Origin of the sequence: Flavobacterium psychrotrophum, assembly GCF_003403075.1 — a bacterium.
Lineage (GTDB): Bacteria > Bacteroidota > Bacteroidia > Flavobacteriales > Flavobacteriaceae > Flavobacterium > Flavobacterium psychrotrophum.
Map to the genome: position 1 here is coordinate 2857696 of NZ_CP031557.1, position 17707 is coordinate 2875402.

General features: G+C 41.2%; 16 protein-coding genes and 1 pseudogene. 6 read left to right on the forward strand and 11 right to left on the reverse strand.

Annotation, left to right across the window (positions count from 1 at the left end; all coding sequences use genetic code 11):
- The first annotated feature begins 29 nt into the window (after positions 1-29).
- Positions 30-1658, forward strand: coding sequence for an acyl-CoA carboxylase subunit beta (locus DYH63_RS12360; protein WP_116789099.1), 1629 nt, complete (start codon positions 30-32; stop codon positions 1656-1658).
- An 85-nt stretch (positions 1659-1743) separates the two neighbouring features.
- Here DYH63_RS12360 and kdsB read toward each other — a convergent pair whose 3' ends face one another.
- On the reverse strand, positions 1744-2472 hold the full coding sequence (gene kdsB / locus DYH63_RS12365; protein ID WP_116790824.1) for a 3-deoxy-manno-octulosonate cytidylyltransferase: 729 nt from the start codon (positions 2470-2472) through the stop codon (positions 1744-1746).
- 114 nt (positions 2473-2586) lie between these two features.
- Positions 2587-4011 carry an ATP-dependent DNA helicase gene (locus tag DYH63_RS12370; protein ID WP_116789100.1) on the reverse strand — a complete coding sequence of 475 codons (1425 nt, stop codon included), beginning with the start codon at positions 4009-4011 and terminating at the stop codon, positions 2587-2589.
- Between the two features lie 275 nt (positions 4012-4286).
- Between DYH63_RS12370 and DYH63_RS12375 the strand changes: the two genes are divergently transcribed.
- From DYH63_RS12375 to DYH63_RS12385, 3 genes are all read left to right on the forward strand, one after another.
- Positions 4287-5081 carry a DUF3822 family protein gene (locus tag DYH63_RS12375; RefSeq protein ID WP_116789101.1) on the forward strand — a complete coding sequence of 265 codons (795 nt, stop codon included), beginning with the start codon at positions 4287-4289 and terminating at the stop codon, positions 5079-5081.
- Between the two features lie 4 nt (positions 5082-5085).
- Positions 5086-5682 (forward strand): 16S rRNA (guanine(966)-N(2))-methyltransferase RsmD, encoded by a 597-nt coding sequence (gene rsmD / locus DYH63_RS12380; protein WP_116789102.1) that lies wholly within the window; start codon positions 5086-5088, stop codon positions 5680-5682.
- A gap of 71 nt (positions 5683-5753) precedes the next feature.
- Entirely contained in the window at positions 5754-6668 is a 915-nt protein-coding gene (locus tag DYH63_RS12385; RefSeq protein ID WP_116789103.1) for an AbiTii domain-containing protein, read from the forward strand.
- A 426-nt stretch (positions 6669-7094) separates the two neighbouring features.
- Here DYH63_RS12385 and ettA read toward each other — a convergent pair.
- The 4 genes and pseudogenes from ettA to DYH63_RS12400 all read right to left on the reverse strand — a co-directional run bounded on the left by ettA (position 7095) and on the right by DYH63_RS12400 (position 10389).
- Positions 7095-8785, reverse strand: a pseudogene (gene ettA, locus DYH63_RS12390) (energy-dependent translational throttle protein EttA).
- Positions 8786-8871: 86 nt separating this feature from the next.
- Positions 8872-9267: a four helix bundle protein gene (locus DYH63_RS12395; RefSeq protein ID WP_116789105.1), complete on the reverse strand. Its 396-nt coding sequence runs from the start codon at positions 9265-9267 to the stop codon at positions 8872-8874.
- 43 nt (positions 9268-9310) lie between these two features.
- Positions 9311-9487 carry a CAL67264 family membrane protein gene (locus DYH63_RS21320; RefSeq protein WP_240409114.1) on the reverse strand — a complete coding sequence of 59 codons (177 nt, stop codon included), beginning with the start codon at positions 9485-9487 and terminating at the stop codon, positions 9311-9313.
- Positions 9488-9555: 68 nt separating this feature from the next.
- Positions 9556-10389 (reverse strand): CvfB family protein, encoded by an 834-nt coding sequence (locus DYH63_RS12400; protein ID WP_116789106.1) that lies wholly within the window; start codon positions 10387-10389, stop codon positions 9556-9558.
- Between the two features lie 188 nt (positions 10390-10577).
- On the opposite strand from DYH63_RS12400, the gene prmA reads away from it, so the two are divergent.
- Positions 10578-11414 carry a 50S ribosomal protein L11 methyltransferase gene (gene prmA, locus DYH63_RS12405; RefSeq protein WP_116789107.1) on the forward strand — a complete coding sequence of 279 codons (837 nt, stop codon included), beginning with the start codon at positions 10578-10580 and terminating at the stop codon, positions 11412-11414.
- An 18-nt stretch (positions 11415-11432) separates the two neighbouring features.
- On the forward strand, positions 11433-11702 hold the full coding sequence (locus DYH63_RS12410) for an ATP-dependent Clp protease adaptor ClpS (protein WP_116789108.1): 270 nt from the start codon (positions 11433-11435) through the stop codon (positions 11700-11702).
- A 181-nt stretch (positions 11703-11883) separates the two neighbouring features.
- On the opposite strand, the gene DYH63_RS12415 is transcribed toward DYH63_RS12410, so the two are convergent.
- From DYH63_RS12415 to DYH63_RS12435, 5 genes are all read right to left on the reverse strand, one after another.
- Positions 11884-12285 carry an excinuclease ABC subunit B gene (locus tag DYH63_RS12415; protein ID WP_116789109.1) on the reverse strand — a complete coding sequence of 134 codons (402 nt, stop codon included), beginning with the start codon at positions 12283-12285 and terminating at the stop codon, positions 11884-11886.
- Between the two features lie 64 nt (positions 12286-12349).
- Positions 12350-12931: a chemotaxis protein CheB gene (locus DYH63_RS12420; RefSeq protein WP_116789110.1), complete on the reverse strand. Its 582-nt coding sequence runs from the start codon at positions 12929-12931 to the stop codon at positions 12350-12352.
- Positions 12913-13722: a CheR family methyltransferase gene (locus DYH63_RS12425; RefSeq protein ID WP_116789111.1), complete on the reverse strand. Its 810-nt coding sequence runs from the start codon at positions 13720-13722 to the stop codon at positions 12913-12915. The genes DYH63_RS12420 and DYH63_RS12425 overlap by 19 nt, the downstream gene beginning before the upstream one ends.
- Positions 13723-13735: 13 nt before the next feature.
- On the reverse strand, positions 13736-14101 hold the full coding sequence (locus tag DYH63_RS12430) for a response regulator (protein WP_116789112.1): 366 nt from the start codon (positions 14099-14101) through the stop codon (positions 13736-13738).
- 24 nt (positions 14102-14125) lie between these two features.
- Positions 14126-17707 (reverse strand): response regulator, encoded by a 3582-nt coding sequence (locus tag DYH63_RS12435; protein WP_116789113.1) that lies wholly within the window; start codon positions 17705-17707, stop codon positions 14126-14128.

Consider the following 17707-nt stretch of genomic DNA (forward strand, 5'->3'; position numbering starts at 1 on the left):
CACTCATTTTTTTAATAATACCCAAATTTATGGATATTAATTTCAATAAAAACGAAGATCACAACAGGCTGCTTCTTTCGGCATTAAAGCAAAAACTGGCGAAAGTTTATGTAGGCGGAGGCGAAAAACGCATCGAAAAACTTCATTCAGAAGGTAAACTTACAGCACGCGAACGTGTTGACTATTTACTTGACAAAGATAGCAAAAGTATAGAGATAGCCGCTTTTGCCGGAGACGGTATGTATGCCGAACATGGAGGCTGCCCCGGTGGCGGCGTAGTAGTGGTTATGGGATACGTTTCTGGCAAGCAATGCATTGTTGTGGCTAATGATGCTACGGTAAAGGCTGGTGCGTGGTTTCCTATTACAGGTAAGAAAAACCTACGTGCCCAGGAAATTGCCATGGAAAACCGCCTGCCTATTATTTACCTTGTAGACAGTGCCGGCGTATACCTACCCTTGCAGGATGAAATTTTTCCTGATAAAGAACACTTTGGGCGCATCTTCCGTAATAATGCCATAATGAGCAGTATGGGCATTACCCAGATTGCTGCCGTTATGGGTAGCTGTGTGGCAGGCGGTGCCTACCTTCCTATTATGAGCGATGAAGCGCTGATTGTTGACAAAACGGGAAGCATCTTTTTAGCAGGAAGTTATTTAGTTAAAGCCGCTATTGGCGAAAGCATCGATAACGAAACTCTGGGCGGAGCTACCACGCACTGCGAAATATCGGGTGTTACTGATTATAAAGCTAAGGACGACCGTGATGCTTTAGACCGCATTCGCAGTATTGTTAGTAAAATAGGAGATTACACACCTGCCGGATTTAATCGCATTGCTGCTGCAAAGCCAGCTCTTGACCCTAAAGAAATATATGGTATACTACCTAAACTGCGTAATGAGCAGTATGATATGATGGAAATCATCAAACGCTTGGTAGACAATTCTGAAATAGATGAATACAAAGCAGGCTACGGACAGACTATTATTACCGGCTATGCCCGCATACAGGGCTGGGCTGTGGGTATTGTTGCTAACCAGCGCAAGGTGGTTAAAAGTAAAAAAGGTGAAATGCAGTTTGGCGGTGTTATTTATTCTGACAGTGCTGATAAGGCCACACGCTTTATAGCCAACTGTAACCAAAAGAAAATCCCTTTGGTTTTCTTACAGGACGTAACCGGATTTATGGTGGGATCTAAATCAGAACACGGTGGTATTATTAAAGATGGCGCCAAAATGGTTAACGCCGTAAGTAATTCTGTCGTACCTAAATTCACGATCGTAATAGGAAACAGTTATGGCGCGGGCAACTATGCCATGTGCGGCAAGGCCTATGACCCCCGACTCATAGCTGCCTGGCCTAGTGCTGAACTGGCTGTTATGGGTGGCACTCAGGCTGCAAAAGTACTATTGCAAATAGAAGCCAGTTCGCTAAAAGCCCGTGGTGAGGAACTAACCCCTGAAAAAGAAGCCGAACTGTTCGATAAGATAAAAGCAAAATATGATGCTCAGGTATCTCCTTACTATGCCGCTGCCCGCCTTTGGACAGATGGCATCATCGACCCGCTTGATACCCGCACCTGGATAAGTATGGGTATTGAAGCGGCTAACCATGCCCCGATTGAGAAACAATTCAATTTAGGTGTGATACAGGTGTAATTTCATACACATTATAAAACTAAAGAGCCGCTTACTGATTACAGTAAAGCGGCTCTTTTATATTTTTTTGACTTTAGCCTCTCGACTAGCCTATCATTTTCCTTGCCTTTTCCAAATCTTCAGGTGTATCAATACCAATACCTACATGGCTCGTTTGCACCATTTTTATTTTTTTGCCGTACTCTAAATAACGTAGTTGCTCCAGTTTTTCAGAAGCTTCCAGCTTTTGCATCGGCAGGTTATAGAAATCCATCAGCGCATGCTTACGGAACGCGTAGATACCTATGTGCTTCATGTACTTTACTCCTGCCTCCTTATCCCGTGGGTACGGAATTACCGAGCGTGAAAAGTACAGCGCGAAATTCTTTTGGTCGGTAATTACCTTAACGTTGTTTGGATTTTCGATATCCTCCCAGTCGGTTATGTGCATCATTAGAGAAGCAAGATCTACCTCACGGGCTATGTCTCCTTTAAATACCTCCAGAACATCTGCAAGTGGCTCTTTATTGATAAAAGGTTCATCGCCCTGCACATTTACAACCACATCTACATCCATGTGCTCTACAGCTTCGGCAATACGGTCAGAGCCACTTTCGTGTTCCTTAACACTCATAATGGCCTTGCCACCGTTGGCTACAATTTCGTTGTAAATAATATCAGAATCAGTTACCACAAACACATCGTCAAAAAGGCCTGTGCCAAGGGCTGCCTGATAGGTTCTGGTTATTACGGTTTTTCCGCCAAGATCCTGCATTAGTTTTGCAGGGAAACGGGTACTTGCATATCGTGCGGGTATTACGGCTATTATTTTCATGGTTTTGTCATTTTCTCTGTAGAGACGCATTGCATGGCATGCGTCTCTTATTATAAAAACGCACAACTGCGTCCTAAATTTTATTTAATTACGGGAGACGCATGCAATGCGTCTCTACTCCTCAAAGCTATCATCCTTAAACCCTATCAGGTACAGCCTGTCTTTTGCCCGTGTAATGGCGGTATACAACCAGCGGATATAATCGCGGTCGATGCCCTCAGGCAAATACGGCTGTTCGATGAATACTGTGTTCCACTGCCCGCCCTGGCTTTTGTGGCAGGTAATAGCATAGCTGAACTTTACTTGCAACGCATTAAAATGCGGGTTCGCCTTTATCTTTAAAAAGCGTTTAAACTGGCTTGGTTCATCGGCAAAATCTAACAAGACTTCCTGATATAGCTTGTTACTTTCTTCGTATGTTAATGAGGGAGATTCGCTCGTGAGCGTATCTAACAACAATACGGTTTCAAGCGGTGGCTGGCTGGGATAATCCACCAGGCGGACTTTCACCTTGGCAAATTTAAATCCATACAACTCCTCAATCCTGAAAATTTCCAGCACCTCGATAATATCGCCATTAGCAATAAAGCCGGCTTCGCTTTTTTCGTCAAGCCAAAAATAGTTATTCTTTACCACCATTAAAAAATCTCCGGTAGAAAGTTCGTTCTCACGGTCAAGAATGCGAGTGCGTATCTGCTGGTTGTAAGCGTTGGCGCGCTTGTTAGAACGCACTATAAATGCGGTATCTTCTATACTGTAATTGCTATAGGCGCTGTGTATGGCATCCTGAATATCATAGCCGTCGGTAAGGCGCACAATGTCTTTAAAACCACGTACATTGAATTTAAACGTATCAAAAAAAGCAGTCTTCAATAGTTCGCGCAGTTCGGTGGCATTGTATAGTATCCCCGACTTTTCTTCCTGTCGCATCACTTCGTCCAACTCTATGTGCTGCACATCTTTAAAATAAGCTTGTGACAATTGCTTTTCGTCGAGTGCCGGGCTAAGGTCAGAGTTTACAGGCGGCAACTGTGCCGTATCGCCCACAAAAATCATTTTGCAGTTCTGCCCGCTGTATACATAACTCATAAGGTCGTCGAGCAGGGAGCTGCTTTCATACATCTTAGAGTCGGTAGGCGTGTCAGATATCATTGAAGCCTCGTCTACAATAAATACTGTGTCCTTAAACTTGTTTTGCTGTAATGTAAATGACATAGCGCCACCACTCCCCTTTTTAGGGAAATAAATGCGCTTGTGTATGGTGTGGGCAGGCTTTTCGCTATAGCCTGCAATTACCTTAGCGGCACGACCCGTGGGTGCCAGTAGTACATATTTTTTACCGGCATCTTTAAGATGATTAACCAGTGTAGCAATAATAGTAGTCTTGCCTGTACCGGCATACCCCTTAAGTACAAAAAGATTATCGCGGTTACCGCTGACTATAAAGTGGGCAATTTGCTGAAAGAAAATGTCCTGTTTTAGTGTGGGGCTAAACGGAAAGTTTTGCCTCAGTATCTTATAAAACAGTGCATCGTTCATTAATAAAGGGGTGTTATATTTTATAGCCCAAAGATAAGGGTAATATTTCAGGACAAATTTAATACAGAAGGCAAAATTTTAAATTAGCTATTGCACAAAGTTTAACAAAGAAGTCGCAAAGTTTCGCAAAGTTTTGATACCCAGGATTTGCTTTGCGTGTCTTTGTGCTTCCTTTGCGATACTTTGCGAAATCATAATCCATGTATAACCTTTGTGCAAGTTTGCTGAACAACATCCAAAAAAGAATGTAAATTTGCAACCAATCGTATTTACTAATGGACAACGGTATTACCACAAAAAATTACAAGAAACTCGTGTTGCAGGCTGCGGCATCGGGTGCGTCGTTTTGCGTGCTCGATACCCTCAACCACGAAGTAAAGCAACTGGAGCATTTCACCTTTATAAAAACGGCACCTATAGACGATGAACTATGGCGGCTGTTTATGAAGTTTCCTGAAATGCGCCTGCGGTATGATGAGATTACAGTACTGCATGACAACCCGTTTAACACGCCTGTACCTACAGCTTTGTTTGACGAAAACTATGCCGGTAGTTACCTGCAATACAACACCCGGGTGTTTGAGGCTGACGTATATGCGTGGGATGCCCTGGGCAGTTATGACATTACTAATGTGCACGTGCCGCTCATGAACATCAATAATTACCTGGTGGACCGACTGGGTGCTTTTGAGTATAAAAATTCGAACAGCATCTTGATGGAAAAGCTGCTTGATGCATCTGCAAATGCTTTCGAAAAGCAGGTATTTGTGCACATTCAGCCCACACATTTTGAAATTATAGTTACCCACGGGCAAAAGCTGTTGCTGTTTAACTCATTTGAATATGCAGCACCCGAAGACTTTTTATATTACCTGCTCTTTACCATGGAGCAGCTTTCGTTAAACCCTGAAACGGCAAGCGTTTGGCTTTTGGGCAGCATTGATACCGAAAGTCCGCTATATGCTTTGGCCTATACCTATATACGCAACATTGCGTTATACGATACAACTAAGCTTGCAGAGAAATGGCAGATACCCCTGGGCAGGCTTCACAAAACTTTATCTTACTGAACGCATGAGGATCATTTCCGGAAAATATAAGGGGCACCGCATAAGCGCACCCAAAAACCTGCCTGTTCGCCCTACAACGGATATGAGCAAGGAGTCGATGTTTAACATACTGGGCAACCGTTTTGACTTTGAAGGCCTTAAGGTGCTCGACCTCTTTAGCGGTACAGGTAACCTGAGCTATGAGTTTGCCAGCCGTGGCGCTTCGGCTATTACGGCGGTAGATGGCGATTTTGGCTGTGTAAAGTTTATTAAGCAAACGGCAGCGGGCTTTGGGTTTAATATCTCGGCTGTTAAGAATGATGTGTATAAATTCCTGAAAGGGCATAAAGCGGTGTACGATATTATTGTTGCCGACCCTCCCTATAACTTTACACAACAGCAGTTTGAAGACGTGGTTAGCCTGGTGTTTGAAGCCGAATTGCTAAACGAAGATGGCATGATGATAATTGAACACAGCAAGCACACAAAACTGGACCACCTGATGAACTTTTCGTTCGAAAAGAAGTACGGCGGCAGCATTTTTACCTTCTATGAGTTTGATAAGGATGAAAGTGAGGAAGATCTTACTATAGATACTGATACAGAAGAGGATGAAATATAGGAATACGGCTTTAGGGCCGTATTTTTTTTGTGGGAGATTTTTGTTAGATTTGGAAAACCAATTAATCAAAGATGGAATTAGTAAGTCAAATTATAAATGACCTTATAGATGATAGTAAATCATTAAACTCTGCTCTTTTAAAAACAAAAGTTTTAGCTAATAGGATACAAAGTATTGAGTTATTGAATTGGGCAAGTAAGGAGTTAACAGGCTATAGTGACAATAGAGATTTACCTCAATACAGAAAAGCAAAACATGCATATTTGAAAGGGGATTATATTCAGGGAAACAATCTTTTTAAAAATGCCGATATTCCAACCGATGGATTAGAGAATGACTTAGAAAAAAAATTATTACTTCATGATTTTTCCGACAGTATAAAATCTTTAGAAAGTTTGATTTCTAAAAATAACCCAAAAATAGGTTTCCCTTTAAATCCAACAATTGTTGCTTTTTTAGAGTCAAATATACAGAATAACGGAAATCCTTATTTTCAACTTCTTAATGTGAATAAAATAGCTTCGACTACTATAATAGTTGAAATCTTATCTAACGTGCGAGATAAACTCTTAGATTTCATGCTTGAAATTGACAAGCAGTTTGATAATATAACCGAGATAAGAGATTTAAAAATGAAAAGCGAGGAAATAAAATCTATTGTGAATAATACGATTATTCAAGGTGATGGAAATGTGCTTAATACTGGAGAAAAAGCTAATATTAAAAATATCAACAAAATTAATAAATCAAACAAAACTGATTTGATAAGTGCATTGAAGGATAATGGAGTAAGCGATGGAGATATTTCCGAATTAGTTGAAATTATTGACCAAGAAGAACCTATTTCAGAAACGTCAATGGGACCTGTCGTTAATAAATGGATTGGAAAAATGCTTAATAAGGCTATTGATGGAAGTTGGAATATAGGTATTGGAGCAGCTGGTGGAGTTTTAGTTGAAATTATAAAGCAGTATTATGGTATGTAAATAACAGATTGCTTCGTCGTTCCTCCTCGCAAAGACGGTCCGTGAAGAAAGCATTCCTAATAATGCCTGTCATTGCAAGCGCAGCGCAGTTTGGTAATTTACAAGGTTCTGAAAACCTTGCAGGTTGTCGGCTACTATTCCTGTAAGGTCTCAAAGACCTTGTAGGTATAAATAATTTAACTTACAACACTTATGAACACCTGACAGGTTTTTAAAAAACCTGTCAGGTATAAAAACACAGAACCCCGCTCTCACGAGTGGGGTTCTTTATATTGGTACGGTTTGTCATGCTGACGATAGGAAACATCTCAACTTAATTAGAGATTCTTCACTTCGTTCCTCCGTTCAGAATGACAACACGTGAAGAAAGCATCGCAGTCAAGCTTACGCCTTTTGCCTTATCCCTAATGCCTTAAGACTTACAAACTATCTAATAAGCTTCCTGTACTTAACACGCTTAGGCGTTAAATCGCCACCAAGGCGTTTTCTACGGTTCTCCTCATATTCAGAGAAGCTACCTTCAAAGAAGTAAATTTCCGAGTTGTTTTCAAACGCCAGTATGTGCGTACACACCCTGTCCAGGAACCAGCGGTCGTGGCTAATAACCACGGCGCAGCCTGCAAAGTTTTCCAAGCCCTCTTCAAGTGCACGAAGCGTGTTGATATCAAGGTCGTTGGTAGGCTCATCCAGCAGGAGTACGTTACCCTCTTCCTTAAGCGTCATGGCAAGGTGCAGCCTGTTGCGCTCACCACCTGATAGTGTGTTTACTTTTTTGTTCTGGTCGCTACCACCAAAGTTAAAGCGGCTCAGGTAAGCACGGCTGTTAACCTGCCTGCCACCCATCATAATAAGTTCCTGCCCATCGGCGAAGTTCTCCCATATCGACTTATCAGGGTCAATGTTAGAGTGACTCTGGTCTACATAAGCAATCTTCACGGTTTCACCCACAACAAATTCGCCGTTATCCGGTTCCTGCTCACCCATTATCATACGGAAAATGGTAGTTTTACCCGCACCGTTTGGCCCAATGATACCTACAATACCCGCCTGTGGCAGCGTAAAGTTAAGGTTGTCATACAATAGCCTGTCGCCAAAACCTTTAGCAACGCCCTTGGCTTCGATAACATTTGTACCCAGCCTAGGTCCGTTCGGGATATATATTTCCAGTTTCTCGTCCAGTTCTTTCTGGTCTTCGTTCAGTAGTCGGTCATAGTTTTGCAGACGCGCTTTTTGCTTAGTCTGGCGGCCTTTTGCTCCCTGACGCACCCAGTCAAGCTCGCGCTCTAACGTTTTGCGGCGTTTAGATGCTGTTTTCTCTTCCTGCTCCAGACGTTTTGCCTTTTGGTCAAGCCAGGAAGAGTAGTTACCCTTCCATGGAATACCTTCGCCACGGTCAAGCTCAAGAATCCAGCCCGCTACGTTATCAAGGAAATAACGGTCGTGTGTTACGGCGATAACCGTACCTGCATATTGCGATAAGTGTTGCTCCAGCCACAGTACACTTTCGGCGTCAAGGTGGTTGGTAGGCTCATCCAATAATAATACATCAGGTTGTTGAAGCAGCAGGCGGCATAGCGCCACACGTCTTTTCTCACCACCCGAAAGTACTTTTATAGGGGTATCAGGCTCTGGTGTACGCAGGGCATCCATAGCTATTTCTAGTTTGGTATCCAGTTCCCACGCGCCACTGGCATCGATCTTATCCTGTAATAGTGCCTGACGCTCCATTAGCTTGTCCATCTTATCGGCATCTTCGTATACCTCAGGGTCGCCAAAGCTATCGTTTATTTTGTTGAACTCTTCAAGTAATGCAACCGTTTCGGCTACGCCCTCGCGTACTACCTCAATAACGGTTTTGTTTTCGTCAAGCAGTGGCTCCTGCTCCAGGTAACCTACTGTATAGCCGGGAGAAAATACCACATCGCCCTGGTAGCTCTTGTCTACCCCTGCAATAATTTTTAATAGTGATGATTTACCCGAACCATTAAGACCCAGGATACCTATTTTTGCCCCGTAAAAAAAGCTAAGGTATATATCCTTAAGCACGGGTTTTTGTGCCCCTGATACGTCTTAGAGACGCGGGACATTGAAAATATTACTTTCTTATCGTCGCTCATGTTATGTTTTTGGTTTATTGTTTTTGGTTTATTGTTCTCACTCAGTTGCTTAAACTTCAACCCATTTAAATCTGTCTAATATTTGCTCAGTCTTTCTTAAACTTAATACCTTTTATTTCTGTATTTCTAAGATAATTTATAAAAGACCCTAACTTATTCTTCTCAAGTTCAGCCATGTTATTAAGCTTAACATGCTGTTCTTCTGTAATTAACTTTTTATCAAATGCACGGTAGGATTGAGATTTCACTTCTCCACAGGAACCTTTAGCAATGCTAAGGAATTGAATAAACTCTCTCGTACCATTTCTTTCAAAGCCTTCTGCAATGTTATCCATTATGCTTCCAGAACTTCGAACTATTTGGTCTTTTAGAGAATAATTAGTTTTTAAGGATGTCGTTTCTATAAGGAATGTAATATATTGGCAAATTTCTCTGGCTAAAATCCAGACTTGTAATTCTTCAAATCGTTCAATTTTTGCCATTCCACCTAACTATAAACCACAAACCCTAAACAACAAACAATTTTTAAACCCTTCCTTTAAGCGCGTTAAATACCCATGCTATTGCAAAAAAGCCGATACCCACAGTACCGAAGCCCCATCCGGCTACCTCTTCATATTTAAATGCACCCATGCCTACCAGTATTGCTCCCATAATAACCATAAGCAATGTGGCCCAGCCAAGTACTGTATTCTTATTCATCATCTTCTCGTTTCGTGTTTAAAAAGCAAATATCGGTAAAGTTTGTTTATTTTAAAAACGTTGTCCTATCAGGATTGTACCAGATAAATACCGTCTTCTTTAATTTCGATAAGTCTTTGCTTATATAATGTACCAATTGCTTTTTTAAACGATTTCTTACTCATCTTCAGTACCGTCTTTATATCTTCGGGGTGGCTGTCATCTGTAAGACGAAGGAAACCACGGCTGGCACGCAGTTCATCCAACACTTTTTCTGCATTTGGCTCTATGCCTTCTACCCCACCTTTTTGCAGGCTAACATCTATCTTGTTATCAGGACGTATGGTTTTTATGTATCCCACAATGCGCTCGCCCAGGCGAAGGTCTTCGTATACATCGCTTTGGTACAGCAATCCTTTATACTTACTATTGATAATTACGTTAATACCAAGATCTGTAAAATGCGATACAATAAGGTCTACCTCTTCCCCTTCGGTTACGTCAAGGTCTTCATTTTTCAGGAACTGGTTTAGCTTACTGCTACCCACAAGGCGGTTACTCTTTTCGTCAAGGTGCATGTGCACCAGGTAGCGTTTGCCCTGCTCCATAGGCCTGGCCTGCTCCCTAAAGGGCACAAACAAATCTTTTTCAAGCCCCCAGTTTAAGAACGCTCCATAGTTATTGATATAACTTACACGAAGCAGTGCAAAATCGTTTAGCTTTATAAGTGGCTCTAAAGTAGTAGCCACCGGGCGCTCCTCCTGGTCCAGGTATATAAACGCGGTAAATTCGTCACCTTCATTCCATGCTTCAGGAACATACTTGTTTGGCAACAACACATCGGTAGTGCCATCGGTAAGGTAAAGCCCTACACTGGTACCCCGGGCTATGGTAAGGGTATTAAATTTTCCTATCTCGATCATTCAAAAATCATTATAAGCCACAAAGGTACTTAATGTAACAATGTATCAATGAATTTAATGTAACAATTATTGAATGTAACGATGTACTAATGGGTTAATGTATCAATTCGGTTCAGTATTGTAATTGCTACATTAGAAAATTAAAAAATTGATACATTAATACTACCTTTGCCAAAATTTTTTTCCAAATGGCTGAATTAGCATATATAGGTTACCATTTTACAATTGAACCAAAAGACCCTGCGGCAGAAATACTGATGGCCGAGCTGGGCGAAACCCCTTTTGAAAGCTTTGAGGAAACCGAAACAGGCCTGAGCGCTTACATACAGAAACAATACTGGACAGAGGATGTACTGAATGACATCTATATATTACAGTCGCCTGAGTTTAAAATTACCTATACTGTTGAAGATATTGCACAGATAAACTGGAACGAAGAGTGGGAAAAGAATTTTGAGCCTATAGAGGTTAGTGATGACTGTCGTATACGTGCTCCGTTTCATGAATATAAAGAGGTACAGTATGATATTGTTATAGAACCTAAGATGAGTTTTGGCACAGGCCATCACGAAACCACCTTTATGATGGCGCTGCATTTACTGGAAACTGATCTTGTTGGTAAAAAAACGCTTGACATGGGGTGTGGTACTGCCATACTTGCCATACTTGCCGAAATGAAAGGCGCTGAGCCCATTGATGGCATTGATATTGATAACTGGTGTTACCTGAACTCTATAGAAAATGCAGAACGCAATAACTGTAAGCACATAACTGTTTATGAAGGTGATGCTGCATTGCTTGAAGGTAAAAGCTATGATGTGATTATTGCAAACATTAACCGCAATATTCTTCTTAATGATATGCAGCAATATGTAGACTGCCTTAATAAAGACGGCATTTTACTCCTTAGTGGTTTTTATGAAGAAGACATCCCTTTTATAGACGAATCATGTACCGCTAAGGGACTTACGTTTGTAAAAAAGCACCAGAAAAACAACTGGGTTTCTCTAAAATACGTAAATTAGCATTTTAAATATTTGAAAATGAGCACTAAAGTATTAGAAGAAGTACTGGTTGAAGAAGCCGTAGCTGCTAACAGTGAAATTGTATTGTTTAATGATGATGTAAACACTTTTGACCATGTAATAAATACCCTGATAAGGGTGTGCAGCCATACCGCTGAGCAGGCAGAACAATGTGCATTGCTGGTACATTACAAAGGCAAATGCACCGTAAAAACAGGCGAACTTAACGATTTAGAACCGCAATGCAGTTCTTTACTGGAAGCCGGCCTGAGTGCTGAAATAATCTAAAAAAGAAGCCGTCTGAGTACTAACTAAGACGGCTTTTTTGTTTTTATATATTTGGTTTTAGCTACTGCTTTATATCTGAATTAGCTATTTATTAACCAATTTCTTAATCCTGTTCAATAGCCATTAATTAGAAGTCTAAACATAAGCAGAGCGATATACATTCCTTTTTAGTCATGTTATTTTAGTTCTGCTGAGCCCTGAAAATTGCCAACAAAAATTCAGGATCTATAAGCCCGGTGGCAGAGCGCTTCATTTCGTCTAACACACTTTTCATGGCAAAAGGGCTAAGCCCCATATTGATACCTAATTCCCTAATAGCAACCTGCTCATTACTATGCAAAATACCATCTGCCTGCATTAACAATGCAAGCCTGTAAAACTGCAATATGCGTTCGTGTTCTGATTTTATTACTATATGCTCAGCAGGTTCTTTAAAAAGGTTTTCGAAAATATCTTTTTCTACACGCAATTCTGAAGCTACTATCGACAGAAAACGATATTCTCTCTCATGCACATGACCATCAATTTTTGCAAAAGCAATCATCTCTGATAATAAACTGAGCTTTTCATGATAAGTGTTCATAGGTGGACTATTTTTACGCTAAAATATCTTTTTCCAGTTACAAAAACAAATCCTTTTTTGAAGCTTAAAAACCAAGATTATTGATAAAAGCCACAAGTCCATCTGCATCAACAAGATGGTTAGCAGTCATTTTATTAATTGCAAATTTTGGCATATACGGCATTTCGGCAGAATCAGGATCCTGTATTACCACCGTTCCTCCCATCTGTTGTATGGCTAAAAGCCCTTGTGTGCCATCGGCATTTGCACCTGAAAGTAATACAGCTGTTGCCCTGCTTCCAAAAACATCGGCCGCACTTTCAAAAACTACATCAATACTTGGCCTGCTGTAATTAACCTTATCAGATACATCAAGAGACAAGAGTCCGTTCTTTTCAAAAAGCAGGTGATAATCAGATGGTACAACATAAATAAAACCGGCTTCTAATGGTGTTTTATCTTCAATCTCTTTAACCGGAATCACGGTTTTCATAGCTATAAGATTTTCCAGGAGGCTGTCGTCAGTACTTTTACGGTGCAATACTATTACCATTGCCCAGTTTTGCAATGGTTTAAGTTGAGGCAGTACAGCAATAAGTACTTCGAGACTACCGGCCGAACCGCCAATGAGAAGTAAGCTAATATTTCTTATTTTATCTTCTTCCATATTTTTTCCTTCCTCAACTGCTCATATTTTCGCTGCATGGCAGAAAACTTTATGGTTTCTTTGGTCCCCAGGGCAAGGTATCCAAGCGTAGAAAGGCTTTCGTCAAATAATCCGAGAACCCTGTCCTGCAAATCCTTATCAAAATAGATAAGTACATTACGGCAAAGTATAAGGTCAAATTCATTAAACGAACGATCTGCTACGAGATTATGGATTGAGAATACCATTTTTTGAGATAGCTCATCCTTAAATTTTGCATAACCGTAATTAGCAATATAGTATTTAGAAAAGTCTTCTTTACCGCCCGATTCCAGATAGTTTTCGCTATACTGTTTCATCATGCGCATTGAGAACACTCCTTTTTTAGCCGAATTTAATACAACAGGGTTAATATCAGTAGCATATATAAGCGATTTATGCAGCACGTTAGCTTCCTGCAAAAGTATAGCCATAGAAAATACTTCCTCTCCTGTGGCACAGCCTGCATGCCATATTCTTATAAAGGGCTTGGTAGCAAGTATAGGTATTATCTCATTACGAAGCACATTGTAAAAAGACGGATCGCGAAACATCTCTGTAACATTTACAGTAATTTCTTCGACCATGCGTCTAAAATACTCTTCGTCAGATCGAACCTTAGAAAGAAACTGGGCAAAATTATCAAATCCATCCATTTGGTATAACCTGTCTACCCTGCGCTTAAATGATGCACGCGAATATCCGCCAAAGTCATACCCATGGTAATCATAAATTTCGTTTATAAGCAGTTCAAGCTGCCTGTCTTCAATCATAGCATTCTTTTTATTACACCGCGTTAAGCACCTCCATCAGCTTATCCATATCAATAGGCTTTGCAATATAATCATCTGCACCTGCTTCAAGGCACTTTTCGCGGTCGCCCACCATAGCCTGTGCCGTTACAGATATTACAGGTACACCTTTGCGCTTATTTAACGATTTGATAAGCGGTATGGCTTCATAACCATCCATACCGGGCATCATCATATCTATAAGTATAATATCTACATGAGTATCGCCTTTTAATAACTCCAGTGCCTCTTCTGCCCCTGTACATGAAATGCAGTTAAAGCCTTTTATTCTTAAAACTGCGCTAAGTGCAAAAATATTGCGGGGATCGTCGTCAATAATCAATACTGTTTTTTTGTCCATCTTTCTTCGTATTCTTCTTATCGATTATTGTTTATCATATAGCCAAACCCTTAGCAGCGATAACAACTGGTCTATATCTACCGGCTTTGTTATATAATCGCTGGCACCGGCGTTAATACATTTTTCGCGGTCGCCCGTCATGGCTTTTGCCGTTACAGCTATTACCGGCAGGTTGCGGTATTCTGCCTTTTGGCGAATGCGGGTAGCCGTTTCATAACCATCCATATTAGGCATCATCATATCCAGTAGCACCACATCGGTATCCGGGTTCTGGTTAAGAACAGTTAGTGCCTCCTTGCCATCAATAGCGGTAATAACATTCATCTTAAGCGATTCAAGCGCCTTAGTTAATGAATAAATGTTCCTTACATCATCATCTACCACCAATACCTTCTTACCGTTAAGGATATTATTAAGCTGGCTCAGTTTTTTTGCCACATCGCGCTTATCGCCTTTCTTATTTTCTTCTACAAGGTGCAGGAATAGCGATACCTCATCGAGCATACGCTGATATGAGTGTGCTGTTTTTACAATAATACTGTCTGCATACTTTTTAATCTTAAGCTCTTCTTTCATAGAAAGGCTCTTACCAGTAAATACAATAACGGGCAGGTTTTCAAGTCCCGGGTTTTGTTTTACATTTTCAAGTAGCTCATACGCCTGCCTGTCCGGTACGCCCATGTCTAATATTACACAGTCTACGGCACTTTGCTTAAGGGTATCTACCCCTTCAGCTATTTCGCTTTTTATCTCACTGTTAATGTTGTAGGTTTCTAAAAAGTAAGCCAGGGCTTTAGCATGCTTAGGGTTATCTTCTATAATAAGTACCTTTTGAGACTCGCGGTTTATAAAGTGTTCTATGCGCTTAAATACTTCCGGTATTTGCTCATAGGCCACCGGCTTATCTAAGAAGTTTACAGCGCCTTTAAGCAAGCTCTCTTTTTTAAGCTTATGCGATGACATTATATGCACCGGAATATGCTTGGTATGTGCATTTGCCTTAAGCTCTTCCATTACTTCCCAGCCACTTTTTATAGGCAGCTCAATATCCAGAAGCACCCCAACCGGCTTGTATGCCAGGGCAAGGTTAAGTGCATGGTCGCCACGCACACTTACAATACCTTTATAACCACGCTTACGGGTAAAATCTAAAAGGGTTTTGGCAAAGTTAACGTCGTCTTCTACAATAAGTATCGACTTATCTTCGGGCTTTAGGCTATCGCGGTCATCCGGCACATCATCCGGTATTGACTCACTCCTGAAATAGTATTTTTCATTCTCATTTTCATCTTCTGCATCAACATCTTCTACAACTGGCTTAGTATTTAAGAATGATGCCGAAACCGTAACCGGCTGCGCGCTTTGTGCACCTATTACAGGTATGGTTAAGGTAAACTCACTCCCCTTATTAACCTCGCTCCTAAGGCCAATTTCGCCATTAAGAAGCTTAGCCAGTTCGCGGCTTATAGAGAGCCCCAGGCCTGTACCGCCGTACTTGCGCTTAGTAGAACCATCTGCCTGCTGGAACGCTTCAAAAACAAGAGGCTGCTTTTCATGCGGAATACCAATACCGGTATCTTTCACATTAAAGGAAACCATCTTTTCGTTTATTGGGTTTTTCTTTATTTCAAGGGTTACACTACCCTCAGACGTAAATTTAACTGCATTCGATATCAGGTTTTTCAGTATTTGCTCCAGGCGCATCTTGTCGGTGCGTATTACAAGTGGAGCATCTTTTGCATCTATTGTAAACTCAATACCTTTTTCGCGCGCTACCTGTGTAAACAGGCCATTTAAGGTATCGGTAATTTCATTTACGGCAACATCGGCAAACTCAAGATCCATTTTACCGGCCTCAATTTTACTCAAATCAAGTATCTCGTCAATAAGGCCTAAAAGCCCATTACCCGAACTTTGTATAACACGGGCAAACTCTACCTGTTCGCCACTCATATTCTTCTCATTATTTTCAGAAAGCAGCCTGCTTAACAGCAATATTGAGTTTAACGGAGTACGCAGCTCGTGCGACATATTAGCAAGGAATTCTGACTTATAACGTGTTGTAATTTCAAGGTCTTCAGATTTTTTCTGTATCTCCAGGTTACGTTCTTCAAGAAGGGTACTACGCTCTGCAAGTTCTTCATTGGTTTGCTGCAGTTCTTCCTGCTGCACGCGAAGCTCTTCTTCACTGGCCTGTAGTTTTTCGGTCTGTGCCTCAAGTTCGGCGTTCATGCCTTCCAGTTCACTGTGCTGAGCACGAAGCTCTTCACCCTGTGCCTGTGTTACTTCAAGAAGTTCCTGCACGCGTTTTCTGCTTTGGGCAGCACGCAGTGCTATGCCTATATTTTTAGCAACGGCTTCTAAAAATTCTATTTCGCTTGTATTAAAGCCCTTTACGCTTACAAGCCCCATAGCGCCTTCTACCTTAACATCTATAAGCGGAATGGCTACTACATGCGAAGGTTTTAATTCTCCCAGTGCATAGGATACGATAACATTTTCTGCCGCTATGCCTTTTAACTGCATAAACTCGCCTGAAAGGGCTGCCTGGCCTAAAATACCGTCGCCAAGTTTTACGGTTCTCCTGTCTTCTCCCGGTACAAAACTGTATCCTGCCATTACATGCAGCAGGTCGTTTTCATTAACATATATTGCGCCGGCATCACTTGAGGTATAGTTAGCAACATAGTTGATAATGTCCTTACAAAGCTGTTCGATAGATTTTTCACCTATCATTACGGTGTTAAGTTCTGCAAGACCTGCCTGGTGCCATTCGTTTTCAGAAAGGCTTTTAAATGATTTGCCCAGGGCTTTTGCCATATTGTTCAATGATCCGCTAACAGTACCCAAAGAATCATTTTGCTTATCATCTGTACGGATATCATAGTTACCTGCCGAAATCTGGGTTGCTATAGCACTTATAGCTTCAATACGATCAGCCGTTTCAATATCTTTTTGTTTAAGCTCTTCACTTAGTTTAGCACGTTCCCTGAAATCGCGCATAATACGACTAAAATAAAAACCGCTTATAACCAATGAAAGTACAGCTGCAAACACAATCAGTACCATGCTATACGCAGCATAGCTATTACTGGCCTCTGTACGCGTAGTTAAAAGGCTTTGCTCCTCATTCTCCATACGGTTAACGAGTGTGCGCACACGTGCCATAAGCTCCCTGCCACGGTCAAGGTCTTCTACAAAAACGGTCCTGCCCTGTTTTTTAAGCGCTATCCTGTCTGCCAAAAAATTAAAAAAGGCTGACCGTATAGGCTTTAATTCGCTAAGGCTTTTTTGCTGCCTTGGGTTATCGACTGTAAGATTATCTACCTCGTTAAAAAATGCATCTGCCTTAGCTTCAGAATCTTTATACTGGGTAAGATACTCGTCCTGACCCGTTAATAAATACCCCCGCATACTGGTTTGGGCTTCAATAAGCACTACCCTGCCACCGTTAAGGTTATAAATAACCTTTTGGGTATGGTCTACCCACTGGTTACTGTCAAGGAGTTTCCTGATGCTTAAAAATGAGGCTACCGAACTTATAGTAAGTATCACAAAGGATACACTAAAGCCGACTAATAAATTCCTCTTGAAATTACTGTTCAT

Coding starts and splice junctions, on each gene's coding strand:
- DYH63_RS12360 (WP_116789099.1), top strand. CDS start 30: ATGGATATTAATTTCAATAAAAACGAAGATCACAACAGGCTGCTTCTT.
- kdsB (WP_116790824.1), bottom strand. CDS start 2,472: ATGAAAATAATAGCCGTAATACCCGCACGATATGCAAGTACCCGTTTC.
- DYH63_RS12370 (WP_116789100.1), bottom strand. CDS start 4,011: ATGAACGATGCACTGTTTTATAAGATACTGAGGCAAAACTTTCCGTTT.
- DYH63_RS12375 (WP_116789101.1), top strand. CDS start 4,287: ATGGACAACGGTATTACCACAAAAAATTACAAGAAACTCGTGTTGCAG.
- rsmD (WP_116789102.1), top strand. CDS start 5,086: ATGAGGATCATTTCCGGAAAATATAAGGGGCACCGCATAAGCGCACCC.
- DYH63_RS12385 (WP_116789103.1), top strand. CDS start 5,754: ATGGAATTAGTAAGTCAAATTATAAATGACCTTATAGATGATAGTAAA.
- DYH63_RS12395 (WP_116789105.1), bottom strand. CDS start 9,267: ATGGCAAAAATTGAACGATTTGAAGAATTACAAGTCTGGATTTTAGCC.
- DYH63_RS21320 (WP_240409114.1), bottom strand. CDS start 9,487: ATGAATAAGAATACAGTACTTGGCTGGGCCACATTGCTTATGGTTATT.
- DYH63_RS12400 (WP_116789106.1), bottom strand. CDS start 10,389: ATGATCGAGATAGGAAAATTTAATACCCTTACCATAGCCCGGGGTACC.
- prmA (WP_116789107.1), top strand. CDS start 10,578: ATGGCTGAATTAGCATATATAGGTTACCATTTTACAATTGAACCAAAA.
- DYH63_RS12410 (WP_116789108.1), top strand. CDS start 11,433: ATGAGCACTAAAGTATTAGAAGAAGTACTGGTTGAAGAAGCCGTAGCT.
- DYH63_RS12415 (WP_116789109.1), bottom strand. CDS start 12,285: ATGAACACTTATCATGAAAAGCTCAGTTTATTATCAGAGATGATTGCT.
- DYH63_RS12420 (WP_116789110.1), bottom strand. CDS start 12,931: ATGGAAGAAGATAAAATAAGAAATATTAGCTTACTTCTCATTGGCGGT.
- DYH63_RS12425 (WP_116789111.1), bottom strand. CDS start 13,722: ATGATTGAAGACAGGCAGCTTGAACTGCTTATAAACGAAATTTATGAT.
- DYH63_RS12430 (WP_116789112.1), bottom strand. CDS start 14,101: ATGGACAAAAAAACAGTATTGATTATTGACGACGATCCCCGCAATATT.
- DYH63_RS12435 (WP_116789113.1), bottom strand. CDS start 17,707: ATGAACAGTAATTTCAAGAGGAATTTATTAGTCGGCTTTAGTGTATCC.